Source organism: Aeoliella fuhlenseeensis, from assembly GCF_052161615.1.
Taxonomy (GTDB): domain Bacteria; phylum Planctomycetota; class Planctomycetia; order Pirellulales; family Lacipirellulaceae; genus Aeoliella.
Genome location: NZ_CP197417.1, coordinates 4,528,453 through 4,553,884, shown reverse-complemented (window position 1 = coordinate 4,553,884; position 25,432 = coordinate 4,528,453). Strand labels below are relative to the sequence as shown.

The 25,432-nt window shown below is 60.5% G+C and carries 24 protein-coding genes; 7 read left to right on the top strand and 17 right to left on the bottom strand.

Translation table 11 applies throughout. The features are described 5' to 3' along the window. The first annotated feature begins 218 nt into the window (after nt 1-218). From SH292x_RS17780 to SH292x_RS17765, 4 genes are all read left to right on the top strand, one after another. The gene (locus SH292x_RS17780; protein WP_442482362.1) at nt 219-1,817 is read left to right on the top strand and encodes a hypothetical protein; all 1,599 of its coding nucleotides are present in this window, start codon (nt 219-221) and stop codon (nt 1,815-1,817) included. Between the two features lie 293 nt (nt 1,818-2,110). Next, complete coding sequence (locus SH292x_RS17775; protein WP_442482361.1) at nt 2,111-2,845, top strand: hypothetical protein; 735 nt, start codon at nt 2,111-2,113, stop codon at nt 2,843-2,845. Nucleotides 2,846-3,040: 195 nt separating this feature from the next. Further along, complete coding sequence (locus tag SH292x_RS17770) at nt 3,041-4,441, top strand: excinuclease ABC subunit UvrC (protein ID WP_442482360.1); 1,401 nt, start codon at nt 3,041-3,043, stop codon at nt 4,439-4,441. Between the two features lie 345 nt (nt 4,442-4,786). Next, the gene (locus tag SH292x_RS17765; RefSeq protein ID WP_442482359.1) at nt 4,787-5,281 is read left to right on the top strand and encodes a division/cell wall cluster transcriptional repressor MraZ; all 495 of its coding nucleotides are present in this window, start codon (nt 4,787-4,789) and stop codon (nt 5,279-5,281) included. A 344-nt stretch (nt 5,282-5,625) separates the two neighbouring features. Here SH292x_RS17765 and SH292x_RS17760 read toward each other — a convergent pair whose 3' ends face one another. The 3 genes from SH292x_RS17760 to SH292x_RS17750 are packed head-to-tail and all read right to left on the bottom strand — an operon-like array spanning nt 5,626 to nt 8,747. Next, nucleotides 5,626-6,003 (bottom strand): DUF1844 domain-containing protein, encoded by a 378-nt coding sequence (locus tag SH292x_RS17760; RefSeq protein WP_442482358.1) that lies wholly within the window; start codon nt 6,001-6,003, stop codon nt 5,626-5,628. 11 nt (nt 6,004-6,014) lie between these two features. Beyond that, nucleotides 6,015-7,025: an alcohol dehydrogenase gene (locus SH292x_RS17755; RefSeq protein ID WP_442482357.1), complete on the bottom strand. Its 1,011-nt coding sequence runs from the start codon at nt 7,023-7,025 to the stop codon at nt 6,015-6,017. 33 nt (nt 7,026-7,058) lie between these two features. Further along, on the bottom strand, nt 7,059-8,747 hold the full coding sequence (locus tag SH292x_RS17750; RefSeq protein WP_442482356.1) for a CTP synthase: 1,689 nt from the start codon (nt 8,745-8,747) through the stop codon (nt 7,059-7,061). A 186-nt stretch (nt 8,748-8,933) separates the two neighbouring features. Here SH292x_RS17750 and SH292x_RS17745 point away from each other — a divergent pair, with 186 nt between their 5' ends. Then, on the top strand, nt 8,934-9,812 hold the full coding sequence (locus SH292x_RS17745) for a DUF3472 domain-containing protein (RefSeq protein WP_442482355.1): 879 nt from the start codon (nt 8,934-8,936) through the stop codon (nt 9,810-9,812). Between the two features lie 87 nt (nt 9,813-9,899). Here SH292x_RS17745 and SH292x_RS17740 read toward each other — a convergent pair whose 3' ends face one another. From SH292x_RS17740 to rpsP, 6 genes are all read right to left on the bottom strand, one after another. After that, nucleotides 9,900-11,123, bottom strand: coding sequence for a DUF1444 family protein (locus SH292x_RS17740; RefSeq protein ID WP_442482354.1), 1,224 nt, complete (start codon nt 11,121-11,123; stop codon nt 9,900-9,902). A gap of 85 nt (nt 11,124-11,208) precedes the next feature. Then, the gene (locus SH292x_RS17735) at nt 11,209-11,637 is read right to left on the bottom strand and encodes a YraN family protein (RefSeq protein WP_442482353.1); all 429 of its coding nucleotides are present in this window, start codon (nt 11,635-11,637) and stop codon (nt 11,209-11,211) included. Nucleotides 11,638-11,654: 17 nt separating this feature from the next. Beyond that, complete coding sequence (locus SH292x_RS17730) at nt 11,655-13,121, bottom strand: Gfo/Idh/MocA family protein (protein ID WP_442482352.1); 1,467 nt, start codon at nt 13,119-13,121, stop codon at nt 11,655-11,657. 197 nt (nt 13,122-13,318) lie between these two features. Next, nucleotides 13,319-13,681, bottom strand: a complete 363-nt coding sequence (gene rplS, locus SH292x_RS17725; protein WP_442482351.1) for a 50S ribosomal protein L19 — start codon at nt 13,679-13,681, stop codon at nt 13,319-13,321. 21 nt (nt 13,682-13,702) lie between these two features. Next, a complete protein-coding gene (trmD, locus tag SH292x_RS17720; RefSeq protein WP_442482350.1) occupies nt 13,703-14,443 on the bottom strand; it encodes a tRNA (guanosine(37)-N1)-methyltransferase TrmD in 741 nt (246 codons plus the stop codon). A gap of 48 nt (nt 14,444-14,491) precedes the next feature. Continuing rightward, nucleotides 14,492-14,938 (bottom strand): 30S ribosomal protein S16, encoded by a 447-nt coding sequence (gene rpsP, locus SH292x_RS17715; protein ID WP_442482349.1) that lies wholly within the window; start codon nt 14,936-14,938, stop codon nt 14,492-14,494. Between the two features lie 494 nt (nt 14,939-15,432). Here rpsP and SH292x_RS17710 point away from each other — a divergent pair, with 494 nt between their 5' ends. Further along, nucleotides 15,433-16,089 carry a PilZ domain-containing protein gene (locus tag SH292x_RS17710; RefSeq protein WP_442482348.1) on the top strand — a complete coding sequence of 219 codons (657 nt, stop codon included), beginning with the start codon at nt 15,433-15,435 and terminating at the stop codon, nt 16,087-16,089. A 54-nt stretch (nt 16,090-16,143) separates the two neighbouring features. On the opposite strand, the gene SH292x_RS17705 is transcribed toward SH292x_RS17710, so the two are convergent. From SH292x_RS17705 to SH292x_RS17675, 7 genes are all read right to left on the bottom strand, one after another. Further along, nucleotides 16,144-16,503: a hypothetical protein gene (locus tag SH292x_RS17705; RefSeq protein ID WP_442482347.1), complete on the bottom strand. Its 360-nt coding sequence runs from the start codon at nt 16,501-16,503 to the stop codon at nt 16,144-16,146. A 105-nt stretch (nt 16,504-16,608) separates the two neighbouring features. Further along, on the bottom strand, nt 16,609-17,529 hold the full coding sequence (locus SH292x_RS17700) for a TRAFAC clade GTPase domain-containing protein (protein ID WP_442482346.1): 921 nt from the start codon (nt 17,527-17,529) through the stop codon (nt 16,609-16,611). Nucleotides 17,530-17,601: 72 nt separating this feature from the next. Further along, on the bottom strand, nt 17,602-18,936 hold the full coding sequence (locus SH292x_RS17695) for a formylglycine-generating enzyme family protein (RefSeq protein WP_442482345.1): 1,335 nt from the start codon (nt 18,934-18,936) through the stop codon (nt 17,602-17,604). Nucleotides 18,937-18,978: 42 nt separating this feature from the next. After that, nucleotides 18,979-19,518 (bottom strand): hypothetical protein, encoded by a 540-nt coding sequence (locus tag SH292x_RS17690; protein ID WP_442482344.1) that lies wholly within the window; start codon nt 19,516-19,518, stop codon nt 18,979-18,981. Between the two features lie 249 nt (nt 19,519-19,767). Next, entirely contained in the window at nt 19,768-20,889 is a 1,122-nt protein-coding gene (carA, locus tag SH292x_RS17685; RefSeq protein ID WP_442482343.1) for a glutamine-hydrolyzing carbamoyl-phosphate synthase small subunit, read from the bottom strand. Between the two features lie 106 nt (nt 20,890-20,995). Further along, the gene (locus SH292x_RS17680; protein WP_442482342.1) at nt 20,996-21,586 is read right to left on the bottom strand and encodes a nucleotidyltransferase family protein; all 591 of its coding nucleotides are present in this window, start codon (nt 21,584-21,586) and stop codon (nt 20,996-20,998) included. A gap of 19 nt (nt 21,587-21,605) precedes the next feature. After that, nucleotides 21,606-22,838, bottom strand: coding sequence for an aminotransferase class I/II-fold pyridoxal phosphate-dependent enzyme (locus tag SH292x_RS17675; RefSeq protein WP_442482341.1), 1,233 nt, complete (start codon nt 22,836-22,838; stop codon nt 21,606-21,608). 473 nt (nt 22,839-23,311) lie between these two features. Between SH292x_RS17675 and SH292x_RS17670 the strand changes: the two genes are divergently transcribed. After that, nucleotides 23,312-23,926, top strand: coding sequence for a Uma2 family endonuclease (locus tag SH292x_RS17670; RefSeq protein WP_442482340.1), 615 nt, complete (start codon nt 23,312-23,314; stop codon nt 23,924-23,926). 50 nt (nt 23,927-23,976) lie between these two features. Here SH292x_RS17670 and SH292x_RS17665 read toward each other — a convergent pair whose 3' ends face one another. Continuing rightward, entirely contained in the window at nt 23,977-25,422 is a 1,446-nt protein-coding gene (locus SH292x_RS17665; protein WP_442482339.1) for a DUF805 domain-containing protein, read from the bottom strand. Nucleotides 25,423-25,432: the final 10 nt, after the last annotated feature.

The window sequence follows — 25,432 nt, the reverse complement described above, 5'->3', positions numbered from 1 at the left end:
GCGGGCTGGGTAGGTTGTAAGTGCCGGTTTGGTAAAGGTTTGCGGCTAGGTTGAGTCCTCCTGGGCCGTTAAGTGGGGTGAGTGGGAAGAGTGCGAAAAATAGGTGGATCAGTTAAGGGATGCCGCCCTCACTTCCCGAATCTATTAGGGACGGAAGTTAGCCGTTTTGACCAACCCATCTATTTCCCCACGATCTGTTGTTTTGGAGGCGAGAAACCATGAAGCGCGCATTGGGTGCATTGCTGGTTGCAATGCTGCTGGTGGCCTCGGCGACACAAGCTGTTGCCGGCCACAGTGGAGCGGTGAGCTACGACGGGTGTGATCCCTGTTGTGTGCCTCACTACCACACCGTATACCGTACGAAAAAGTCGACGGTTATGGACAAAGTTGAGGAAACCAGATTCCGCACGTGCTACGACCGCGTGCCAGAGCAAAAGGTCGTGAACTACACCAAGTACGTGACTGAGCAACGCCAAAAGCAAGTCAATTACACGGTGATGGTTCCAGTGTACGAGACGAAGACCCGCAGCTACACGGTGTGCAAGCCGGTGTGGGAAACTCGTCAACGGGAAGTTAGCTACACGGTGTGCAAGCCAGTGTGGGAAACCAAGACCCGTACTTACACTGTCCACAAGCCGGTGTACGAGACTCGTCAACGCGAAATCAACTACACGGTGATGGTTCCTGTTTGGGAAACCAAGACCCGTAACTACACTGTTTGCAAGCCAGTGTGGGAAACCAAGACTCGGACCTACACTGTCCACAAGCCAGTTTGGGAAACCCGTACCCGTGAGATCAACTACACCGTGTGCACGCCGGTTTGGGAAACCAAGACCCGCAGCTACACCGTGATGAAGCCGGTGTGGGAAGATCGTACCCGTGAGGTTAACTACACCGTTGCTGTTCAAGTACCGTACACCAAGACGGTGTCGTACATGAGCGGTCACTGGGAAACCCAGCAGTACGAAGTTGCCGGTCCGGTCCGTTCGAAGACCGTCCGCACCCCAGGCCGTTGGGTCTGGAACCCCGCCACCTGCTGCTGCTGCTGGTGCCCGGGCAAGTGCGAGAAGATCTGCGTTCAGTGCCCCCCTGTGACTTGCTGCAAGAAGGTTTGGGTTCCTGAGTGCAAGACCAAGGAAATCTGCTGCACCAAGACTGTTTGCGAAACCCGCACCAAGACTTGCTGCTACAAGGTTTGCAAGATGGTTCCCGAATGCAAGACCTGCTGCTACAAGGTCTGCAAGATGGTTCCCGAATGCCGCACCAAGACTTGCTGCTACAAGGTTTGCAAGATGGTTCCGGAATGCAAGACTTGCACCTACCAAGTTTGCCACATGGTTCCCGAGTGCCGTACTTGCACCTACAAGGTCTGCAAGATGGTTCCCGAGTGCCGCACCAAGACTTGCTGCTACCAAGTTTGCAAGATGGTTCCTGAATGCAAGACCTGCTGCTACAAGGTCTGCCGTATGGTTCCCGAGTGCCACACCAAGACCGTGTGCTACAAGGTTTGCAAGATGGTTCCTGAATGCAAGACCTGCACCTACCAGGTTTGCAAGATGGTTCCCGAGTGCCGCACCAAGACTTGCTGCTACAGCGTGTGCGTGCCAGTGTGCTGCGAGAAGACCGTAACTTGCTACAAGACGGTTGCCCGTCAGGTTCCTTATACCGTCACCAAGTGCGTCCCCCGTGTTGTGTGCGAACAGATTCCTTGCAAGGTTCTGTGCACCAACCCCGCTTGTGCCGGTCAGGAATGTGCCGTCCCCGCTGGCGACAACGCCCCGGTGAGCGGTGGTTGCAGCTGCGGCTGTGGCAAGTAAGTGAGTGAATCGATAGAAAACGCCTCTCTTCTGTGGTAAAGAAGGAAGGTTGGTCAAAGACTTGACGGCGGCCCGGATCCCTGTGATCCGGGCCGCTTTTTTCGTTGATGGCCGCGAACTTCGGAGCTCCTCGACTAGCCCGACCGCCACGCCGTCCGCGACCTTTTCCCAACATTCGACGGTATCTAGCGAATGACAAGACTGAGCTACCACCGAGCTAGCACTTGCGCTACATTACACGCACAGAGCGACACCTCGGTTTACCCCAGTCACCCCTTCGCACGAGTCGATTCATGGCCACCGACACCTACGGACACGAAACGCAACCCCAGCGCCGCGGCATGTCGGGGTGCCTCAAGGGGTGTTTAATTGCCTTTGTGGTCTTGGTGATTATCAGCTTGCTCGCTGCGTGGTGGATTTCGCGGAATCTGCGTAGCTGGATGAGTGCAGGGGCGGAGCAGGGCATCAATGAACTCATTGATCAGTCCGATCTGCCTGAGGCGGAGAAGGCCGAGCTGAAGGCCGAGAGCAAACGGGTAACCGCCGGTATCGCCGATGGCAGTATCAGTTGGGATCAATTTGGACAGATCACCATTGGCGTGATGGAGTCGCCGCTGGTGCCGATGTTCATGGTTAAGTCCATTGAGTCACAATACCTAAACCCTTCGGGACTTTCCGAGGAGGAGAAGGTGGAGGGCCGGAAGACGCTGGAACGCTATGCCAGCGGGTTGATGACCAAAGCAATTCCTGTTGAATCAGCTGACCAAGTGCTATCGCATGTCGCCGACAAGGACTCCAACGGCACGTGGGAGATGCGTGCGCAGGTGTCTGACGAGGAGTTGCGTGAGGCGCTCGCTACCGCGAAACAACAGGCGGACGACGCCGGAGTTCCCGAAGAGGTGCCCCCGGTCGACCCCTCGGCTGAGCTCAAAAAGATCCTCGATGGCATCATCGGTCCAGCGCCAGGCGAGCTTCCTGCCCTCGAGGAAGTGCCGGCGGAAGAAGAACTCGAGCCCGCGGCTCCGTAGTAGAGAGCTCAGCTTCTTCCCCTCCTTCACTAGCCGCACTCGCCACGCGGGCCGCGAAGTCTTACCGGGTGCCATGGTCTCCGCTTCGGAATTCCCGGAGGGAGGTGTGCTTCCGGCTTCGGTTGCGCGCTCCCCTAGCCGCCGACGCCCCCGCCGCCTAAGGTTGATGGGGGCGCACGGGCTGGACACAGGAACATGGCGGAACATCCGGAAAACGAAGCAATCGAGTCGACCCCTGCCGGCGATACTGGCGAGGGACCGCTCGAATTGCCTAAATCGCAGGCCGAGTTCTTCGCCCGCGCGGCGGATAAGGTCCGCGGCAAGTTCCCCACCACGCCGGGCGTGTACCTGTTCCAGGATCAGCAGGGCCGGGTGATTTATATCGGCAAGGCGAAGAACCTGCGTGCCCGCGCGGGTAGTTACTTCCTCGCCGCCGCGGCCGACGACCGCCGCACCGCCCAGCTCGTTCGCGAAGCCCACGACATCGACTTTCTGGAAGCCGAGAGCGAAGTCGACGCCCTGTTGATGGAAGCCCGACTGGTCAAAGACATCCAGCCGAAGTTCAACCAGGAGCTTCGCGACGATAAGACATTCCCGTACCTGCAGGTGACCACTCACGAGGATTTCCCCCGCGTGGAGATCACGCGCGAGCCACGGTCGTCAGGCGTCAAGCTCTACGGACCGTTCACCAGCGTCAGCAGCCTGCGCGGTGCCTTGCAAGTGCTTCAGCGGGTGTTCAAGTTCCGCACTTGCTCGCTCGACATCGAAGAGGGCGACGAGCGATGGCGCTGGTTCCGGCCCTGCCTGTTGGCGTCGATCAATCAATGCACGGCTCCCTGCAACCTCAGGATCTCGAAAGAAGAGTATCGCAAGGATATCAAGCGTCTGCGGATGTTCCTCGACGGCAATCGCCAGTCGCTGGTCAAAGAGATGCAGAAAGAAATGCAGGAGGCGTCGTCGGCGTTGCGGTTTGAAAAGGCCGCGCGCTTGCGAGACGAGATCAACTTGCTCGAACGCATCAAAGAGCGCGGCGACCTCGAACAGCACGAACAGCCCGAGGTGTTTTACATTGATCCGAAGAAGGGACTGGCGGGCCTGAAGAAAGTGCTCGGCCTCGAAAAGATGCCGCGAACCATCGAGGGGGTCGACATCGCCCACCTCGGCGGCAGCGACACCGTGGCGAGCCTCGTGCAGTTTATCGACGGCCTGCCGTTCAAGCCGGGCTATCGACGGTTTCGCATTCGCGAGGTCGAAGGCATCGACGACTTCGCCAGCATTCGCGAGGTCGTCGCACGTAGGTTCCGTGGGCTGGCCGAAGACGACCAGATGTTCCCCGACATCCTGCTGATCGACGGCGGCAAGGGGCAACTGGGCCGCGGCATGGAAGCTTTTGAGATGCTGGGGATCAAGCCGCCAATCGTCTTGTCGATCGCCAAGAAGGAAGAACTGATCTACGTCGCCGGTCGCGATAAACCCTTGAGACTGAGCCGCCATTCGTTCGCATTGCGCCTACTGCAATACGTCCGCGACGAATCCCACCGCTTCGCCCAGCACTACCACCATCTGCTCCGGCGAAAGCGAACGCTCGGGGATTGAAGAGCCACTTAGGGCTCTCCTTTCTCAGCAGTGATAATCCCGGCGAGCGGGGCCCGTTAGGGCTGTGGTACGCCAGCACTTCCGGCACACTCCGCCTGCCTTTCCCAGCTTATGTGGGAGCGTTTCCCCAGTTCGTATTTCCGATGGCCATTTCTGTGGGTTTTCAGCCCACGTAGCTTGCAATCGCGCTTTGAATCGTTAGGATGTGGTGAAGCCGGTGGGAAATGGACCCAATTCGGCCGCAAAACAAACCAAAACGCGGGTTTCAGCCCAAGTGAACTAGCGAAGGGAGTCCGATTCAGCCCAGCGCGGCGGCCGAACGGCGGACGCGCGGAACTACTAACTATGCCGTCGGTCGAAGGTCTCTTACTCGGTGAAGTCGCTCGCACGCTCGACGACCGTTATCGGTTGTCGCTGCCCGCCGAGCTGGCGAGCGGCTTAGCCGACCTCGAGTCCAAAGACGCGACCTGCCTGATTGCGAAGGAACGCCCCGGCTGCCTGAGCCTGTGGAACCTCGCACGCTGGCAGAAGCATCTCGACGATGGCGTGGCGCTGGTGAAGAGCAAAATTGAGGCGGGCAAGCTCGATGGTCGGGTGTCCGAGGTCCAGCGACTAGGACGCTTGCTATCGACGCGACATCGCGAGGTGCCGCTCGCCGGCCGAGGTCGACTGGTGATCCCCGAGGGCTTTCGCGAGTTTCTCGGCGTTGAACCTGGCGGCGACGTGATGCTGGTAGGCGCGGCGGTGTGTGTTGAGATTTGGAATCCAGCCCAATGGGCCGGAGCGATCGGGGAACAGATGCCAACCTTCCGCGAGTTGTTTGATCAATTGTCGAGTTAGAGAAGAAACAAAACGTAGCCAGACTCGCAAGAGTTCGGGCTGCAGCAAGTGGCTCCCGAATTCTGGCGAATCCGGCTACAGCCCAAACAGAAGAACCACCCTGGCCGAGTTTGCACTCGGTCTTGCCACGCCCAGTTATTCTTTGTGCACGCGTTGGACCCCGTCCGTTGTCACCCGGCGCGGGATGCAAGTCACCGTGAACGTGAGCACGAAGAGAGCTGGGCGTGGCTTTTTCATGCGCGCGGACGCGTAGTTAAATAAGTAGCTGGACTCGCAAGAGTCCGGGCTGCCTCTGAGTTTGCCCGAACTCTTGCGAGTCCGGCTACCTGCAATGTGGAGACCCTTTACTTCGGCAACTGCAAGAACGCCATGCGCAGCGAGTGCAGCAGTTCCTCGACCCCCGCGGTTTCTTCGGCAGGGACATTTCCTTTGGTCGTTTCGGCGAGCATCGCGATGGTATCGATCAGGTACTTCGCCTGATTGCGACGCGGGGTGACTTCGCCCGTCATCGGATGGGCCATCATGCCCAGTGCGATGAACGATTCGGTTGCCAGCGTCGAAACCAGCATTGCGAACGACGCGGGAGGCATTACCGGGTCGTCGTCACTCGCTGCCGGAGTCTCCTCGGCGGGCTGCTCATTCACGGCCTTGGCGGCCTCTTTCTCGGCCTCGACCTGAGCCTTCCAGTCTTCGTCGATGTAAAGTTTCTTTTCTTCGTCCATCGTCCTCTCGCCTAGTCGTGCATGGTCATTACGATACGAAAGCGTGCCTTGCCGGTCAGCATGTAGGCGTACGCTTCAGGGGCTTTGGAAAAGGGCATGATCTCGTTCATCGAGCTGATACCGCATCGCGAGCTGAACTGCAGCGTGTCCTCGGAGTCGATCGCGGTGCCCGAGTACCAACCTGCCACCGAGCGATTGCCCATGATCAGTGGTAGCGGTGGAACCTGAAGGGCACCACCGACCCCGATCACCAGCAGCTTGCCACCGATACCGAGCCCGCCGACCATCGCCGACATGGCGTCGCCGGTGGTGACGGTCGACAAGATTGCGGCTGCGCCACCCATTTGCTGGAGGGCGTCCGCGGCGTCGGTAGCGGTGCTGTCGATGTAGACGTCGGCGCCGAGTTCTTTGGCCAGCTTTTCTTTATCGGTGCCGCGATTGATAGCCACGGTGTGGTAGCCCATCCGCTTGGCGTACTGAATGCCCAAGTGCCCGAGTCCGCCGACGCCCTGAACCGCCACCACGTCGCCCGGCCTCGCGCCCGAGTTGCGTAGTGCGTTGAATGTTGTCACGCCGGCGCACATCAGCGGCGCGGCGGCAACGGGGTCGAGATCGTCCGGCATCCGCGCGACGGCCGACGCTGGTGCGACCAAGTACTCGGCGTAGCCTCCATCGTAGGTTACGCCCGTCGCTTGGTGCGTGACGCACGCGAACAGATTGCCACGACGGCATGGCTCGCACTTGCCGCAGTAACCGCCATTCCAACCGACGCCAACAACGTCGCCAACCTTCCACTGCGTGACGTCCGATGCCACGGCATCAATCACCCCTGCCACTTCGTGACCGGGAATGCGCGGGTACTCGATACCGGGTGCTCCCTCGATGGTCATCGCGTCGCTGTGGCAAATGCCACACGCGGTGACTTTGATGCGCACCGTGCCAGCCGTTGGCTCGGGGATATCACGTTCGACCAGTTCCAACTTACCCGGCGCAGTCGCCTGCGCGGCACGCATGGTTGCCATGGCCTCATGCTCCTCGATCGCCTTTGGAGAGAACTACGAACCGGTGTGGTGCGCCACGTCGCTGGACGAGCTCTGCGATTGCTCGTTCTTTTTCTTCTCGCGACGCGCGATGCGATGCTCGACCGCCGCACCGATGAACCCGGCGAACAACGGCTGGGCGGCGGTTGGCTTGCTCTTGAATTCGGGGTGGTACTGCACGGCGACAAACCACGGATGATCGGGAATCTCAATCACTTCCACCAACTCGCCATCGGGACTGGTGCCTGGGAACTGGAACCCATGATGCGTGAACTGGCCACGGTAGACGTTGTTGAACTCGTAACGATGGCGATGCCGCTCGGAGATATCGAGCTGGCCGTAGCAATTGGCCGCCTTCGAACCCTCGACCAGCACGGTGGGCTGCGCCCCAAGACGCATGGTGCCACCTTTGTCGGTGACGCTGCGTTGTTCGTCCAAGAGGCAAATCACGGGATGATTGGTGTCCTTGTCGAACTCCGTGCTGTGGGCCTTTTCGAGGCCGCATACGTTGCGGGCGAACTCGACCACCGCGCACTGCATGCCAAGGCAGATGCCAAAGAACGGGATGCCCCGCTCGCGGGCGTAGCGAATCGCTTCGACCTTGCCTTCGATGCCGCGTTCGCCAAAACCACCCGGCACCAGCAGGGCGTCGCAACCACTCAGTAGTCGCTCGGGACCTTCGGCTTCGACTTCCTCGCTGCGAATGCGCGAGATGCGGACGCGAGCTTTATTCGCAATGCCGGCGTGGTCGAGCGCTTCGTAAATCGACTTGTAGGCGTCGGCGTGCTCGGCGTACTTACCCACCACGGCGACGTGAATCTCATGATCTGGATGACGCAGCCGATGCAAAAGTTCGCGCCAGTCGTCGAGGTTCGGCTCGCGGGTCTTCAGGTCGAGCCGGTCGCAAATCAGGCTATCGAGCTTGTTGTCGACCAGGCTGAGCGGAACTTCGTAAATCGAAAAGTCCTTGTCACGCTCTTCAATCACCGCGCTGGGTGGGACGTTACAGAACAGCGAAATCTTGTCGCAGTCCTCGCGGCTGATGGGTTGTTCCGTACGGCAGATCAGCACGTCGGGTTGAATGCCGATTTCGCGGAGCTGGGTGACTGAGTGCTGCGTCGGCTTGGTCTTCAGTTCCTTCGCGGCCTTCAGGTAGGGCACCAGCGTCAAATGGATGTAGAGGCAATTCTCTTTGCCAACATCGATCGAGAACTGGCGAATCGCTTCGAGGAACGGCAGGCTCTCGATGTCGCCCACCGTGCCGCCGATTTCGGTAATCACCACGTCGGCGGCTGGCTCGTCCTTGGTCGGCTGGCCAACGCGGGCGATGACGCTCTTGATCTCGTTGGTGATGTGCGGGATGACCTGCACGGTCTTGCCGAGGAACTCGCCGCGGCGCTCCTTGTTGATCACCTCCAGATAAATCTGGCCGGTGGTGTAGTTCGAGTTGCGGTTGAGTAGGCTGTTGGTGAACCGCTCGTAGTGGCCCAGGTCGAGGTCGGTCTCGCTGCCATCGTCCAGCACGTAGACTTCGCCATGCTGGTAGGGGCTCATCGTGCCGGGGTCGACGTTGATGTACGGATCGAGCTTCTGCATCCGGACCCGCAGGCCGCGTTTTTCGAGCAGCATGCCAATCGACGCACTCGTCAGGCCCTTGCCGAGCGAGCTGACAACACCACCGGTTACGAAAATATGCTTGGTCATCGGCAAACGAAGTTCCTGGCCGGGGAGATGGGGGGCGCCTACAGCTCTAGATTCTAAACCGAATCGCCCCGCTTGCGGAGGGGTTTGGTTTTCGCTTCGTGCAAAGCCCGCAAAAGCCGCAAATTAGGCACATTTTCGCGTGGCCAGGAGTTAGAATCGACGAACCTCGTCCTCCAGGAGTCTCCCATGCGAATCACCACTACGCTTCTCGCTCTCTCCTTCACGCTCACGGCGATCGCGGCGATCACGGCTTCGGCTAGCGAGCAACTCACCGGCATCGCGTGCCGGTCGGTGCACTTGGCCTACTCGATCCCCGAGTCGTCCGAGTTCTACCTGGAGATGAAGGTCGAAGAGTCGGCACCGGGCACCTACTTCATGGCCGCGGGATTTGGCGGCGGTTACTTCGGCATCCAGCAACTCGCCAACGACAAGCGTGTGGTGCTGTTCAGCGTCTGGGAGCCCGGTGACCAGAACGATCCCAGCATCACCCCCGAAGATCGACGGGTGAAGTTAGTCAGCCAGGGCGAAGGAGTCCGTGTCAAACGCTTCGGCGGCGAGGGGACGGGCGGGCAGTCGTTCTACGATTACGATTGGAAGAACGGCGAAACCTACCGCTTCCTGGTCCGCGCCCGCCATGAAGGAAATCGCACCATCTACGTCGGCTACTTCTACCTGCCCGACGAGAAACGCTGGCAGCAGATGGCCGAGTTCTCGACGCTGAACGAAGGGCAGCTGATCGGCGGTTGTTATTCGTTCGTCGAAGACTTCCTTCGCAACCGCGAATCGACCAAGCAACTGCGCCGTGCCGAGTTCGGCAACGTGTGGGCACGATCCACCAAGGGCGAGTGGCAGTCGATCCGCGAGGCACGTTTCACTGCCGATGGAAACAAGGCCGTGAACATCGACGCGGGGCCATCCGACGCCGGAGCAGGGGAGCAAATGTTCTACTTGGCCACCGGCGGAGACATCGAGAACGCGGGCACGCCGCTGAGGGAGAAAATGTCGCTCCAACCCAGCGAGCAAAAGCCACCAATGGATCTACCTGAAACCACCAAGCCAGAATGAACGTTGAGTGACCCCCCGTGGCGTAAGCTTCCAGCTTGCGAGATGCAGACTCGAGGGCCGTGGCAAGCAGGATGCTTACCCCACGAACTACTTCTTCCCAACCCACTCCGCGATGCCTAACGACGCGAGCACCTCGTCGTCAGGGAAGTCGTGCACCCGGTACCGCGCTGGGTAACAGTCTTCCGCCGTCATTAGATCGCCGGCGAGTTGTTCCACTTCGTCCCACGCCGCCACCGCGGCCAGATGGCTCGGCATGCCATCGGGGCCAGAGGCCATGAACATCACGTAGTCGACGCGAGGCAACGACGCCGTGCCGCTGCCGGGCCAGATGGCATAAGTGCGGATCGCGCCGTCTTCTCCCTGCATGGCCGAGAATCGCGAGTAGAACATGCTGCCCCCGCTCGCCGCGTCGCGCTTGCGAAGTAGCTCTTCCTGCCGCTCGTAGTCTCCCATCTGTCCCTGCACGCGCATCAGGTGAAACGCAATGCGGAGTGGATGCCCTTCGGGTGGCAGCCACGGCGACCAGTTGCCCGACTCCAATCGGAACGCGGTGCTACTGATCCGCCGCTCGTGGTCGAGCCCTTCTTGGGCCATCGCGACCATCGCCTGTAGGCCTTCGTCGTTATCTTCGCCCGTCACCAATAGCATTTCGCGATTGGGGACCATGGCGATCGGCGCGCCGCTGACTTCAAGCCGCTCCATTACATCGACGAGCAGCATGCGGGCCGCGTCGTGGCTGTCGCCAGACGAAAAGACAAACAGCTCGCCGAGCTGCGCGCACTCCTCGGTCATCTCGCGAAGGTTTTCCTTCGCCAGCTCGATCACCTCGTACAGCGTGACGTCCCACGCCTCGAGGTCCTCGGAACTCAGCGAGCGAATCGACGTCGGCATATCGTACACCGGCGCAATCGCCAAGCATTCGGCGAACTCGCTGTAAATCAACCCGTCGGCGAGGGCTAGCTTTTCGCTGCACAGCGGGATGTCGACTTCGAAGTAACTGCGATCGCGGACCGTCACCAATACGTCGGTCCGCGCGTCTTCGAGCGTCGCGGGCAGGGTGAACTGCGATGTGAACCACGTGCTGAGGAACACGCGAATCACATTCTCGCGGTCCTCTTCGCTCGCCCGTTCGTACTCGGCCATCGCGTTGCCAAGGTAGAACGTCTGGTCGTCCTCGGCGCGGCACAGGGTGAACGACTCGCGGTCGTACTCCACTTCATGGGTCTCGCCACCTTGCTTCAGCCGCTCCAGCAGCAGCTTGGCGAACTGATCTTGAGGCGAATCGCCGCGAAAGGCGTCGAACAAACCCATTGGGCGAACTCCGGCTGAGGTACGTACGCGTGAAACCCCAGCTTACCCGAAGACGACCCTTGCGTCTTGTTGCCTTAGGAACGGGCTAGCTAAAGAACTGGCCGAAGCCTGAAGGTTCGAACGCATTGGGCAGGTGCAGCAGTTCGGGTGTCCGTGCATCCGCAGGCCAGACGATCGCGATGACGTCGAATCGCACGGGGTATTCGAGAAGCCCATGCTCTTTCAGGAAACCGAGTGCTGCCCGGGCGAACCGGCGCTGCTTCTGGGCATCGACCGCCTCGGCGGCGTCGCCCAGTTCGCGCGAAGCCCGCGTCTTCACCTCGACGAACACAACGGTCTCGCCGAGCACCGCAACGAGGTCGATTTCGCCGTAACGCGTGCGGTGCCCGCCGGCGACGATCTTGTAACCCCGCTTCTTGAGCCAGCGGGCCGCGTACCGCTCGCCACGCTGCCCGAGTAGTAGCGGCGTGGGCCGCAACCACTCGAGCCAGGTGTTGAGCGAAGTGGAGAGCATCCGAGACACGCAGGGCCTCAGACGTTGTCGACGGTGGGGACTTCGAAGCCAGCGTTGTTGGGGTCCTTCACCAGCACGTTGGCTTGGTCGGCGTGCTCGCCGGTGAACACTTCCTTCGTGGCATCGAATTCCAGCCACGGGCCCACGGTGTAGTTCGCCGAGTCCTTGACGCCCGCGTCCTTCTGCATGATGTCGTGCAGCTTCTGGAAGTTCTCGGCGGCAAGTTTGTTGTCGCCGAACTTACCAGCCTTGGCGTTGAACGGCACTTCTTCGCCCAGCCGGTAGCTGTTGTTGATGATGTGCCCCACCACGCAGCCGTAGTGAGCATCTTCGACGTTGCCATTTACCAAGGTGGGGTCGTTCGCCTTCACTGCCGTGATGAACGCCCGCCAGTTGCCACCGGGGGTGACTTTTCCCTTCGCGAGAGGCAGCGGCTCGAACTTGTCACTGCCGGGACGCTTGATCTGGTAGCGACCTTCGCCCGTGATCACGCTGCCATCTTCCAGGTAGTACTCGTTGTAAACCTGCTCTTTATAGTTGGGGTGATCGACGTTGCGAACGTTGAACATCAGGTACTGACCATTCGGGTACTCGGCCACGCCGAACATGGTGTTCGGAGTCTCACCCTGATCGTCCCAGTTGAAGCGGCCACCGATGGCCATTGCCCGCGCGGGGTGTGTCTGGTCGGGGTCGAGCGCCCAACGAGCGACGTCGAGTTGATGCGTGCCTTGGTTGTTGAGCTCGCCGTTGCCAGTCTTCCAGAACCAGTGCCAGTTGTAGTGCACCAGGTTTTCGTGGTAGTCGTCGATCACCGCCGGCCCCTTCCACAGGTCCCAGTGAAGGTTGCTCGGCGGCGACTTGGGATCCTTGTGGCCGATGCCCTTACGCTTCTTGCAGGCGTAGCCGTAGGCGATCTTCAGGCGTGGCAGACGACCTTCATGCAGGGCTTCGTGCAGACCTGCGATCCCCGCGTCGCTACGACGCTGCGTTCCGTGTTGAATCACGACGCCGTGCTTCTTCTGAGCTTCCACGGCCACGCGGCCTTCGGCGATGTCGTGGCTCAGGGGCTTCTCGACGTACACGTGCTTGCCGTGCTGCGCCGCCCAAATGGTCATCAGCGAGTGCCAGTGATTGGGGGTCGCGATGCTCACCGCGTCGATCGACTTGTCCTCAAGCACCTTGCGGAGATCGGTCTCCATCCGGCACTTGTGATTGCCACCGGTGGCCTTGTCGACCGCCTTCATCCGCTCGGCAAGCACCTTCTCGTCCACGTCGACGATCGCGGCGATTTCGACGTCCTTCATCCCACCAAAGCCATCGAGGTGGGCCACGCCACGACTATTGACACCAATCACCGCTAGTCGAACTCGGTCGTTGGCTCCCTTCACCTGACCCGAAGCACGGGTGCCAGTAATGAGCAGCGAGGCCCCCACTGCGGAACTGGTTTGCAAGAACTGACGGCGTGAGGTCGAACGCTTGGTCATCGGATATTGCCTGTAGAGAAATGGGAGGGTCGAGGGAGGCGGGAAGGCCTCAGTATAACGCCAGCAGCACGGGAAACCAAATTTCCCGTGCTGCTAGAGCTAATCCCATTAGACGCGAAATGGCCGAAAAACGGCAAGAAAATCGCGTCGAAAATGTGCATCCGAATAAAGCGAGTTTACGCTCGCCAATTTCGGAGCTATTTCTTGATGTCCCGACGGCGTTCCTTCAGGCGGACTGCCTTACCCACGCGATCGCGGAGGAAGTACAGCTTGGCCCGGCGAACCACGCCCGAACGCTTGACCTCGACCTTCGCAATCCGGGGCGAGTGCAGCGGGAACTTACGCTCCACGCCTTCGTTGTTCACGATCCGGCGGACGGTGAACATCTCGCGGCTGCCAGAGCCGCTGCTGGCGATCACCACCCCGGTGAAGATCTGGATGCGTTCTTTGTCGCCTTCCAGAATCTTGGTGTGAACGTCGACGGTATCGCCGATTTCGAACTGAGGCACGTCGCTCTTCAGGCTCGACTTTTCGACAAGAGCAAGGATTTGTTGGCTCATGACTTTAGACCTTCGCTGGTTCTAGTCCACTGCGGACGATTCGTTCGTTTCGTCCGCACTCGTTTTCGTAGGATCACCTTGGTCGAGCAGGTCGCCCCGCCGCTGGCGGGTCCGCTCAAGGCTGTTCTGTTTTCGCCACTCGGCAATCGCCGGGTGATTGCCACCCAGCAGCACTTCGGGCACTTCGTGACCTCGGTACTCTCGCGGGCGGGTGTACTGGGCGAACTCGAGCAAGCGATTTCCGCTGCTGAACGAGTCCTGCTTGTTGCTCTGCTCGTCGCCGAGCACGCCGGGCACCAGTCGCACCACCGCGTCGATCACCACCATCGCGGCCACCTCGCCCCCGTTGAGGACAAAGTCGCCAATCGACAACTCATCCGGCTGAAGGATGTCGATCACGCGCTGATCGAACCCTTCGTACCGGCCGCACAGCAGCACTAGCCGCTGCGCGTCGCTGAACTCTTCCGCCACCCGTTGGTTGAAAGTTCGCCCGCCGGGGGTCAGTAGTACCACTCGGCCTGGCGAATCGCCCAACTGCTGGACGGCCTCGACGCATTCGACCACCGGTTCGGGGGACAGCACCATTCCGGGGCCACCGCCAAAGGGTCGATCGTCGACGTTCTTATGTTTCCCTTTCGCCCAGTCGCGGATGTTGTGAAGGTTTACCTCCACCAGTCCGCGCTGGATTGCCAAGTTCAACAGGCTTTGGCCGAGGTACCCCGGAAACATTTCCGGGAACAGCGTCAGCACATCGAACCGCATGGCATGTATGTTTCTCGTCCCGCTCGCCTTGCGAGCTGCCAGCGAAAGCTACTCCGCGGCTTGCTCTTCGGGGGCGGCCTGCGTCGCACCTTCTTCGGGCGCGGCTTCGGCGGTTTCTTCCGCTGCAGCTTCTTCGGCAACGGGCTCGGCTACGGGTTCCGGCTTGAACTTCGGCTCGCCACGCTCGGGCACTGCCTTCGGTTGGGCCAACTTCTCGACCGCCGACTTGTTAATGTCGACGTGCGTGCCGTTGGTACCGTACTTTTTAATCAGGATGGCGACCTTCTCGGAGGGCTGTGCGCCAACGCCGAGCCAGTAGTCCACCCGCTCGCCATTCAGCCGCACGCGGGCATCGGTGTCGGGAACCATGGGATCGTAGATACCCAGTTCTTCCAGCACCTTACCGTCGCGCGGGGCACGCTTGTCCATGGCGCAAATGCGGTAAAACGGGCGATGGGCGCGTCCCATCTGTTTCATGCGAATACGAACTGCCACCTTCGGCTCTCCAGCTAGGAAATCTCGCGTATCAGGGAATCGCACATTATGGGGGTGATTCGGCTGTTTTGGCAAGGGGCTTCGGCCCAGCTTTTAATCACCCCCTTTCCGCACTTTTTTTGCCCCGTACGAGCAGGGTTTCACCCGCCAAAGGCCGCTAGAAGACCATGATGTCCTCTATCGTCGACTGTGGAGGGCCACAGCGATGGCTAGTTCGAAGTGCCTTCGTGGCTCGATTTTGTAGTAGCAAAGTCGTTAGCGTCGATACCCGCGGCCCCCTTGGTTCGGCTGTCCGCGAAGCGGGCCCAAAAAGAATCGTTAAGCTAGCTAACGAATGGGTGCCGCCGGCTTGAGAACGTAACCCCCGATTCCTAGGAGTGGTCGTTCCGGAATCTGGACAACCCGCATCTCCGACCTAGGGTATACCTTAGACCGCAACACCGCGGCGAGGGTGCTACAGCAATGTCAGTCCAGGGGACAATCGGGGGTGCGCCGTGTCCGTGTTTCTGTCCGACGAAGTGATTGCCTCGCTATTGTTTCGAGATTCTGATCAAGAGGATTTTCGATCGCTACTCATTAACCGCTGCGATGGCTGCCTGCGTCCGCTGGAGTGGCCAACGCCCCGCGCGATGTCGTGGGTGTCGGCAGTGGCATGCCCCCAGTGTGGGCGCCACTACTTTACCGAGGGCCGCCGCGAAGGAGGGCCATGCTTGAACCTTCCAGGCCAGACCACCAGGGCCCTCGAAGAGTCGCTGGTCGATATCGGAAGTCGCCCCCTTGTTCACTTCGAACGGCCGGCGACAACCCGACTGGTCAAACAACTGGTCGGCAACGCTCAGCAAACCAACGAACGCCGTCGCCACGTGCGATTTCGTATCGACAAGCAAGTGGTTGCCGCACCGCTCGACGACCGCGCACAACCACTTAGCCACGCCATCGAATGCACGCTGTGCGACATCTCGGTGTCAGGACTGTCGCTGATCGTCGAAGGAAGCTGGGACGCCCCCTACGTGCTGGTCGACTTCAGCGAACTAGGCCAACCCGGCACGCAGTTCATCGCCCGCGTCCAGTGGCAGAACCACAACTTCAAGACAACGCACCTGGGCTGTAAGTTCGTATTGCAACCCGATGGCGCGCTACCCTTAGGTTAAAGTAGTTCGCTATTGAGGAGGTTGAAAGCGACGCGAGCGAGTAGCGCTCCCCGCTCAGTCCTCCGCGACCATCTCCAGCACTTCGAGCGCCGCGTAGGCTTTCGTAAGCGACTCGTCGGGGTCGTGCCGGGTGGCGTCCCACACCATCAGGGCCTGTTTAGCGTACTGGGCGAGCGACTCGTCGAGCAGCGGACCCGATATCACCAGGCGGACTTCGCTCCACATCTCCCGCGAGCGATCGAGCGCGTCGGCATCTCCCATGAGCGCCGCAAAAATCACGTCGTCGAGGGCTTCGAGCCGTTCCAATGCCGCCGGTCCGATCTCCGTCCCCGTAGCGCACGACACGACCACCCCTGGCGAAGCAGAAGTCGGAGGTCTGTCGAGGTACTGGGACGGAGCATGCGGTCGGTTCATTTCGGGAGGGGGTTGAGAGTTGAATGAGGGTGGAAGTGGAAAGTGGAAAGGATCGGAGCAGGGCGCTACTACTTACAGCCAACGGCCCGCTGCACACCGCCCACATCAGGGCATCTGCTCGACGATCCAGCGGAACGGCTCGACAATGCCTTGGGGCTCCACACGCAGTGGTACTCGGCAGCGGCGGCCACCGACGAGCTTGAAGCCCGTAGCACCAGTGACCGAGGCGGCGAAGACCTTGGTCTTTGGGAATCGCCGGCGGCAGTCTTGCCACAGGCTGCTGGCGTGGTTCTCGGCGAAGGTTACCGGATCGTCGGCGCAAGCAGGCGTGGTGTCGGCTTTTGCGAACACCAGCGCCACCGGCACGTTCTTACGCGCGGTGGACCACAACTTCTTCTTGTCTTTCTGGTTCTGTTCATCGATCAGCGAAAGAAGTTTGAGAGAGAGATAGTCGTCGTCGTGTTCGCCCGATTGCAGCCGCTGGGCGTCGGTCATCACGATCACCGCCGAGCATTTGCCGAGCATCGCCCGGGCCGCCGGGAAACTGCCCGGATGCTCGAGTTCCTCGGCAAACGCATCGCCCGCGAAGTCGGCAAACACGATGTCGCTTCGCCGCCGTCGTCGGCCACACTCCACACGACAATGGACCCAGCACGTATGTTCGGGGTCGCGAAGCGTTTTGTCGGGGTACCACCCCGCAGCCAGGGCCGTGGTGGTCGCCTGCTGCAGCGAAATCGAGTGCGGCCCGAGCAGCGTGGTACGCAGCGAACCGGTTTGCCGCATCAGCATGTCCATCAACATGCCAAGGTAGGTCGTTTTCCCTGTACCCGGTGCCCCGATGCAGGCGACGAGCTGCGCGGGACGGCGAACCTCGGCGTTGATCCGCGCGATCGACAGTGGTGCCGAGCAGATGTGGCACGACTCGGCCGACACACGGTTTTCGTGCTGGCAAATCGCACACTCCAGCGGCGCTGCCTGCCCCGCGAGCAGGTAGGTCTCGAGCGGTAGTCGTGTGAGTGTCGGCATGGAGTCGTTTGGAGTTTGTAGGTGGAAGGTCGAAGTTGGAGGTTCGCAATTACATCCTTCATAGCCGACGACCTACGCGTCGTCGGACAATCCGGGCTCAGCCTCTTCCTCGGGAGCCATCTCGACATCGCGACCCTCCTGATCCGCGATCACATCGAACGACAGCGCGAGGCGGAAGCCAATGTTGCTACGCCGCGAGAGGGGGCGCTCGCCGCTACGGAAGTGACACGTGGCTTGGTTCTCGAAGTAGGTGTTGAACGCACCGCCGTGTAGCACCTTCATCGATGCGCCATCGCTCGAACCACCAGCAACGCGTGACGTGGCGTCGAGTGCCGAACTGGTCCACTCCCACACGTTGCCAATGAGTTGGTAAACGCTGCCGAGCGAGGCACCCGCTTCGAACGCATCGACCGGCGCGGGGCCACGCTGGCCACTCGACCACAAGGCGGCACGACGAGCTTCGAACGTATCGCCCCACGGGTAGCGACGCTGCGTCACCCGGCCGGGCGAGACTTCGACGGGCCAGGCACCTGCCTTCGTCCATTCGGCATCGGTGGGGAGTCGGCGACCAACCCACTTCGCGTAAGCGGCGGCTTCAAACCAACTAATGCCAACCACGGGCAAATTCTCTTCACCTTCGGGGAACTGCCCGTCGCACCAACCAGCAGGGGCTGGCGTGCCGGTGCGATCGATGAACTCGAACAGCGCGGGCAACGCTTCCTCGGGCCACAGTTGGAACTGTTCGTAGCCGCAATCGTCGACGAAGCATTGGTACTGCTCGTTGGTTACGCAGAACCGGTCAAGGTAGCATCCCTCGACGTACTCAAGTCCGGCGCAGTCCTCGCCAACGGGGGTGCTGCCCCAAGTCGCTCGTTCGGCGTACTCGCCGACAAGTACGCGACCCGCGGGAACAACCGACATGCGCTCGTCCATCTCGGCGAGCACCGCGGCAAGTTCCTCGTTGGCAAGCTGCGAGGCGGTCTCGCGGCGTAAGAGCAACGCGTACCGGCCTTGCGTGATCATCTTCTGCACGAGTTCCGAAGTCGGACTCGCACTTGTCGGAGGAGTTTTCGCGCGATGCTCGCTAGGAGTTTCTCGTTTCGGTTCTACGGGCGGCTTCTCGCCGGGGGCGGAAGGCCTGCCGAGTTTCGTGCGAGTCATCTCCGCACGCTGTTGCGACGGAAGTCGCAGACCTCGCTGCGCAACGAGGCGATGGACGTTGGCGGCCGCACGCACGCCAACGTCCCGCCAAACAGTGCAGATCGCGACCGCACCGATCGCCATCAACGCCATGTGACCCAAGACCACGCCCACCGCGAACGTCCCAATGGCGGCCACGGGAAGCGCGATCGACATCCAACGCCGCAGACGCGGTGCGTAAGGAACGTGTTGAAGGGTGGCTTGCATGGTGGACTTCGCCGTGGGGGGAGGTGGCTGAATGGAACCTCGCTAGCGGCCGGCGGAACGACGGGCCGCTTGTTGCTGTCGCAGCTTTTGGAACTGCTTGGCAACGGCGCTGACCGACGGGTCGAGCAACTCGACCCCCGCGTTCGACTTACCACTGCGGTTGGTGTATCCGGTGTCGCCCGTTGCCGCGGCACTCGCCGCGACAATCGGATCGACCATCTCGGCCAGGCGCTGACGAAGGTCTTCCACCTCCGCCCGTGCTTGATCCAACTCGGCAGTCATCGCCAAGTCAGAGGCCTGCTGTTGGGCGAATTGTTTGCGACGCTCTTCCAGGTCGCGGTTCTGTTGATCTAGTTGTTCGGACTTGGTGACGAGTTCGCTGTGCCACTCTCCTAATCGAGCTTCGTACGATTCCAGCGCGGCGAGCGATTGTTCCAGCTCCGCGGTGTAATCCTGCTGTTCAGCAGACCATGCCTCAACGGATTGACGGATGATTTCGTCTGGCTCGGGCACAGGCGACTCACGGGGCGGGCTCGGTGGGGCCTCGGTGTTCATCAGGAACACGGAGGTGCGAGCGGCCATTCAAGGGACAAGCAAAACTGCCGTCAGTCCGGCGTGGGGAGTCAAGGGCGACTCAGCCGGCGGCGACAGAGGAAAACAAGCCGACAGGTGGGAACAGGCAGGTGGGATAAGGTGGTCGCCGCCACGCACTCAATTCGCGCAGAACGGACAACATCAGAAGACTAGGTTATGGTTTGAAGTAGGGCAAATCGCTGAGTCTAATTTGACCGAAACTCGGAATCGAAGGCAGCTTTCCGAGTCGTGCTCAGCCTAGTCCACCATCGAACGATAAAACCGCTCGAACAGGTAATGACTGTCGTGCGGGCCGCTGGACGCTTCGGGGTGGTACTGTACCGAGAATGCCGGATACTCGCGGTGCTGAACGCCTTCAATCGTTTGATCGTTCAGGCTGCGGTGCGTTACTTCCAGCGAGCTAGGCATGGACGATTCGTCGACGGCAAACCCGTGGTTCTGCGAAGTAATCTCCACCTTGTCGGTGATCAAATCGTGCACGGGTTGATTCGCGCCGCGATGGCCGAACTTCATCTTGAACGTCTTCGCCCCGCACGCCAGCGACAACAGCTGATGACCGAGGCAAATGCCGAACACAGGCTTCTTGCCCAAGAGGTCGCGGATCGTAGTGATCGCGTACTCAATCGGCTCGGGATCGCCGGGGCCGTTGGAGAGGAACACGCCATCCGGCGCGAGCTCTAGGATCTGCTCGGCGTTGTAACCACCAGGCACCACTGTTACGCGGCAACCCATGTCGACCAAGTGGCGGGGGATGTTCCACTTCATGCCGAAGTCCATCGCCACGACGTGGGGCACCGATGCACCTGACGTATCCTCGTCGCGCGGATGGAGCAGCGTCCAGGTGTTGAGCGGTTCGGTCCACTCTCGTGCTTCGGTCGCGGCGACTTCCTGCACGAGGTCACGTCCAACGAGCCCGGGGCTCGCCTTGGCCTTGGCCACTAGGCTGGCGTCGTCGAGATCCACGGTCGACAACACGCCCCGCATCGCACCCTGCGAACGCAACTTACGGACCAGAGAGCGCGTGTCGATCGATTCAATCGCCACGACGTTGTGCTGCTCCAGATACTCGCTCAAACTTTGCTCGCAGCGGAAGTTGCTCTGCCGACGGCTGTGTTCGCGAACGATGAATCCAGCGAGGTGAGGCTTCGCGCTCTCGACATCCTCGGCGTTGACGCCGTAGTTGCCGATCTGCGGGTAGGTCATCGTGACGATCTGCCCGCGGTAGCTGGGATCGGTCAGGATCTCCTGATACCCGGTCATCGAGGTGTTGAAGCAAACCTCGCCATCCACTTCCCCCGCCGCACCAATAGCGGTTCCCGTGTACACAGTTCCATCTTCGAGGGCGAGTTTAGCAATCATTGGGGGCGAGCGGACGCCGTGAGGCGTCTGGTAGGTTCTGGTTGTCGAAGGTTATCGCAATGGTAAGGGAGGAAGGGTTGGCTCTTCAAGCGGCCGGAATTCCGAGTTATGCCTCTGGGTTCTCCAATATCTTTCGCAGGCGATCGGCTAATTCGCCGTCGAAGCGGATTGGCCAGGAGTCGTCGACTAACTCGACTTCCACCATGTCTTGGAGGTGAACTTGGTCCTTCAGGCGGAAGCTTGTCAGCTTCATCCGCACCAGAGCTTCCAAATCCACCACCGCGAAGTCGCCCTGCGTATCGACTTGGTCCAAGCTCGGAGTCAGCGAAAGGTCATCCGATTTGATCCGCTCCTCGGCAAACAGCACGTGCACGGCATCCCGTGCCTTGGCACCCTCGCCGTCGAGAAACATGTCGATGCTCTTCACGTGCCGGTAGACGAATCCGGCTTTCGCAAAGGCTTCCTTTGCCCGCTCCAGGTCTTCGCGTCGGAGCAAGATGTCGACATCCTGAGTGTTACGCACCGCGGCAGCGTCCACGCGAGTCACCCACGCCGCCACTGCATTCCCACCAGCCACGGCGTAAGGAATGCCGGCACCCTCCAACACCTTGACCGCCCGGGCCAAGCGATCGCGGACGCGCTCCACGGCTTGGACCATCCTTTCGAGGCTAACAGGTTGGAGTTTGATGGGGGGCATCGGTCCTACACTTCGGAGCCTAAGCTTCCGCCACAACGACTGCGGGTTTGTTACTCCACTCTTCTTCCGCTTCCTTCAGGCACTGCTTAATCTGCCGCACGGCTTGGCGGAGGCGGTTTTCGTTCTCCACCAGGCTCATCCGCAGGTAGCCTTCGCCCGCGGGGCCGAAACCGCTGCCGGGGCTAACGGCGACGTTGCCCTTGTCGAGCAGCATCATCGCGAAGTCCATGGTGCTCATGCGGCTCTTCCACGGCTCGGGGATCGCTTGCCAGACGAACATGCCGGCCTTCGGGGGATTGATCTCCCAGCCCAATCGCGCGAGGCCATCGCACAGCACGTCGCGGCGGCCTTGGTAGATCTTCGACTGCTCCTCGACCGCGGCGTCGGTGTGACGCAGGGCCACGATCGCGGCGATCTGGATCGCTTGGAACATGCCGTAATCGTAGTAGCCCTTGATGGTGCCAAGAGCCTGAATCATCTCGCGATTGCCACAGCAGAAGCCAACACGCCAGCCGGCCATGTTGTAGCCTTTGCTCATGGTGGTGAACTCGACACCAACGTCGATCGCACCCTTCGATGCTAGGAAGCTCGGCGGTTTGTAACCATCGAACGCCACGTCGGCGTAGGCGAAGTCGCTGATTACCATCAGCCCGTACTTCTTCGCGAGCTTCACCACCTCGTCGTAGAAACCTTGCTCGACCACCACGCTCGATGGATTGTGAGGGTAGCAGAGGATCAGCAGCTTCGGCTTGGGGTAAAGCGTTTCGCAAGTGTAAGCGATGTCGGAGAGGAACTTCTCGCTGTTCGCCACCGGCAGCGTGATCGCGTTGCCCGACGCGAGGGCGACCGCGTAGACGTGCACCGGGAAGTACGGCGCGGGGACGATGGCGGTGTCGCCCGGTCCCATCATCGCCAGGCACATGTGGCTGAAGCCTTCCTTCGAGCCCAGACACACCATCACCTCGTCCGCCGGATCGAGCCGCACGCCGTACTTCTTGAGGTACTTGGTGCCAACCTCGCGGCGGAGATTCGCAATGCCGTTCGACTTGCTGTAGCGATGGTTCCGCGGATCGCGGGCTGCCTCGGTCAGCTTCTCGATCACAATGTCCTGCGGCGGGTCGCTGGGGTTGCCCATGCCGAGCTCGATGACATCGTCGCCGGCGGTCCGCTTGTCGTAGATCATCTTATTGATCCGACCAAACAGGTACGGCGGCAGGCGAGTGACACGCTGGGCAACTTGGATATGCGACATCGAATATGGCGAGGGAGTGAGGAGCAGGTCGGTCGAAGGTTTCTAACAGACTATCAAAATACCCGAAGACCTACGTGTCTTCGGAGGGGTCGGCGGCTGAGGTGGTTTTGTCGCGAAAGGGTCGAAAATCGATTGACTGCGACTTTATCCATTTCGCGGGCCCATTGGCTGTCGCTGTAAGTTGTTTCCTAGCGGTTGTTTGCGTCAATAATCCCCGTCGTGTCAACAAGAGTAATGTCGCAGGGGGTGCGACATTACTCTCGAAGTCCCCCACCAAGGGGGACAATCCGCCGCCCCCCAGGTTCACCCTGGCGGATGGCGTCCATACGCAGTGGTGAATGTACCTGATCGGGCGTGCGCTTACTAGTGGGTGGGGCGAAGAAAGTGGGAAATAGTTGGGGGGATCATGGGGCTCGGAATTCGCCGGAAAATGGAGCTGGGGCGGAGAATGGGCAGTTGGGTATACTTACAGCATGAGCACTGCCAATTTCTCTACCTCGGCCTATCTCCCTGACTTTCCAGCAATCGGGGGTAGTAGTGGCATCGGACCCTATCGGGCAGCCGACTACTGGAAGCTGCCCGAAGGGGAACCGATCGAGCTGATTCGAGGCCATTACGTCATGTCGCCTGCGCCAAATTTTCTCCACCAAGCCATATCGCTGCTTCTATCCGAAATGGTGTTGCGAGCGTCGCGAAAGGGTGGCGGTTCCGGCGTCGCCTCGCCAATTGATGTGCACTTGTCGGACGATACCGTGGTGCAGCCCGATTTGGTTTACGTCGCGAAGGGTCGCCGGACGATCATTGGCCGCCACGTCACCGGCCCGCCGGACTTAGTGGTCGAGATCGTTAGCGAGTCGCGTGCCTCGCGCGACCGTCGCCACAAGCTGGCTATCTACGCCGAGCATGGCGTGCCCGAGTACTGGATCGTCGACCCTGCCGAGCAACACATCGAGTTCCTGCTACTGGCAGGCGATCGCTATCAAGTGGAACCCATGACTGGCGATGCCTACACTTCGCCGCGGCTTCCAGAGGTGACGCTTGAGCTTGCGGTGTTTTGGGGGGAAGTTCGACGGTTGGTCGAGGGGTGAGGGGGAGTTCCACTTCGAGCAACTCTTTCCGGGGTCGGGGACGACCCGCCTCACTGGAGAGCTAGTGGCTTCTGCTCTGCCACCACCTTGATGTGCTCCAGAACCCGGCGGTGAATCTGGTGGACGATCCAGTCGGTCCACCATTGCCAGTAGGTGTGGGGGGCGATGTCGAGTTCGTACCAGGTGGTGCCAATCAGTCGTGTGCCACCGTCGGGCAACGCTTCGAGACGAAACTCTCCCTTGGTGCTGCGGAACGAGATGTCGAGGTGGGGAGGGTGGAGATGGCCATAGGGCGACAGCTCGAACATCGGTGCGGGTTGTTCGGTAACGTCGAACGCCAGTCGCCGGGGCTCGTCCCACACGGTGATGGGCTCGACGAACGAACCGGTGGTGAACTCGCAGTGCCGCACCGCTCCTACGCCGTGGCCTTCGATGCGAGCCCGCTCGGGCGCAGCGATTCCCCAGCGGAAGTACCAGGCGGGCGGTGCTTCGATGTCGGGGAATGCGACGACCACATCCCACACTTCCTGGGGACTAGCCTGGATGTCGATCGCGGTTGTGACAACCAGCGGAGCCGGCCCCGCCACGAAGGGCTCGACCGTCGCCACCAACGGGAGTAGCAACAAAGCGCCGAGCATTCCACGATCGTCTCGTCTCTGGTCGACCCCACTGTTCCTTGTAATTTCTCGTCCAACAACCGCACCAAGCATCGACAGTGGAGCTAGCAGCGGAAATGCCATCAGAATGCAAAACGCGCCTTCGAGCCCGACCAGAAGCATCGTGGCCATCGTGCAGAGTACAAGCGTGGCCGCTAGGTTCAGCGTTTGCCCCAGCGTCTGCCGTCGACGGCTATTAAATACATATCCGCAGGCGGCACCGGAGATGATGGGAGCCCCAAAGAATAGAGCGGCCCCGTAGCTCTGAAGAACTAACGTCATCAGCCCGGCGACTACCAAGGTATAAAGTACTCCGACGGCAAGACCCGCAGCGGCCGCCTTGAACGAGGCTTGTTCGGGTATGCTCTGCTTTGGTGCTAGATGGCTAGGGCGGGAGTCGACGGCCTGTCCCTCTTTGTGGATTGGCCTGTTAGCTGATTGTTCACGCGAAGGCTTCGCCGATGAAGGTGCGAGCGACATCATCAGCATGGTTGCAAAATTTACCAGGGGAACCAGTATGGCCATCGCCGTCCAAGGTGATAAGTCGGCGTCCTTCGCGCGGCGAAACGTCATGGCGATCGCAATCCACACGAACGGAATGGTCCACATCAGCCACGCCCAACCGAGCCATGCCCCGCCTGCCTCGACAAATCGAACACGCGACGACATCAGTGGGCTGAAGAATTCGATCGGCGTGTAGGCCATGCCGGTAGTGAGGTAGACCGTGCCTGCCTCGACCGCGTATTTAACCAGCATGAGCACCACGCCCACCCCCAAGTACTCGCGACGATCGACCGAACCCTGGAGGGTGAAGAGGTTGGCTCGGGAGAGGAGGGGCATGGGTAGCTCC

Bases quoted from the DNA above. Each gene is read 5' to 3' on its own strand.
- SH292x_RS17740 (WP_442482354.1), bottom strand. From the start codon at position 11,123: ATGGGTTTGTTCGACGCCTTTCGCGGCGATTCGCCTCAAGATCAGTTC.
- SH292x_RS17705 (WP_442482347.1), bottom strand. From the start codon at position 16,503: ATGAACCGACCGCATGCTCCGTCCCAGTACCTCGACAGACCTCCGACT.
- SH292x_RS17690 (WP_442482344.1), bottom strand. From the start codon at position 19,518: ATGGCCGCTCGCACCTCCGTGTTCCTGATGAACACCGAGGCCCCACCG.
- SH292x_RS17735 (WP_442482353.1), bottom strand. From the start codon at position 11,637: ATGCTCTCCACTTCGCTCAACACCTGGCTCGAGTGGTTGCGGCCCACG.
- SH292x_RS17695 (WP_442482345.1), bottom strand. From the start codon at position 18,936: ATGCAAGCCACCCTTCAACACGTTCCTTACGCACCGCGTCTGCGGCGT.
- SH292x_RS17755 (WP_442482357.1), bottom strand. From the start codon at position 7,025: ATGGCAACCATGCGTGCCGCGCAGGCGACTGCGCCGGGTAAGTTGGAA.
- SH292x_RS17775 (WP_442482361.1), top strand. From the start codon at position 2,111: ATGGCCACCGACACCTACGGACACGAAACGCAACCCCAGCGCCGCGGC.
- SH292x_RS17675 (WP_442482341.1), bottom strand. From the start codon at position 22,838: ATGTCGCATATCCAAGTTGCCCAGCGTGTCACTCGCCTGCCGCCGTAC.
- SH292x_RS17745 (WP_442482355.1), top strand. From the start codon at position 8,934: ATGCGAATCACCACTACGCTTCTCGCTCTCTCCTTCACGCTCACGGCG.
- SH292x_RS17765 (WP_442482359.1), top strand. From the start codon at position 4,787: ATGCCGTCGGTCGAAGGTCTCTTACTCGGTGAAGTCGCTCGCACGCTC.
- SH292x_RS17780 (WP_442482362.1), top strand. From the start codon at position 219: ATGAAGCGCGCATTGGGTGCATTGCTGGTTGCAATGCTGCTGGTGGCC.
- rplS (WP_442482351.1), bottom strand. From the start codon at position 13,681: ATGAGCCAACAAATCCTTGCTCTTGTCGAAAAGTCGAGCCTGAAGAGC.
- SH292x_RS17665 (WP_442482339.1), bottom strand. From the start codon at position 25,422: ATGCCCCTCCTCTCCCGAGCCAACCTCTTCACCCTCCAGGGTTCGGTC.
- SH292x_RS17750 (WP_442482356.1), bottom strand. From the start codon at position 8,747: ATGACCAAGCATATTTTCGTAACCGGTGGTGTTGTCAGCTCGCTCGGC.
- SH292x_RS17730 (WP_442482352.1), bottom strand. From the start codon at position 13,121: ATGACCAAGCGTTCGACCTCACGCCGTCAGTTCTTGCAAACCAGTTCC.
- SH292x_RS17670 (WP_442482340.1), top strand. From the start codon at position 23,312: ATGAGCACTGCCAATTTCTCTACCTCGGCCTATCTCCCTGACTTTCCA.
- SH292x_RS17700 (WP_442482346.1), bottom strand. From the start codon at position 17,529: ATGCCGACACTCACACGACTACCGCTCGAGACCTACCTGCTCGCGGGG.
- SH292x_RS17680 (WP_442482342.1), bottom strand. From the start codon at position 21,586: ATGCCCCCCATCAAACTCCAACCTGTTAGCCTCGAAAGGATGGTCCAA.
- SH292x_RS17770 (WP_442482360.1), top strand. From the start codon at position 3,041: ATGGCGGAACATCCGGAAAACGAAGCAATCGAGTCGACCCCTGCCGGC.
- SH292x_RS17760 (WP_442482358.1), bottom strand. From the start codon at position 6,003: ATGGACGAAGAAAAGAAACTTTACATCGACGAAGACTGGAAGGCTCAG.
- trmD (WP_442482350.1), bottom strand. From the start codon at position 14,443: ATGCGGTTCGATGTGCTGACGCTGTTCCCGGAAATGTTTCCGGGGTAC.
- carA (WP_442482343.1), bottom strand. From the start codon at position 20,889: ATGATTGCTAAACTCGCCCTCGAAGATGGAACTGTGTACACGGGAACC.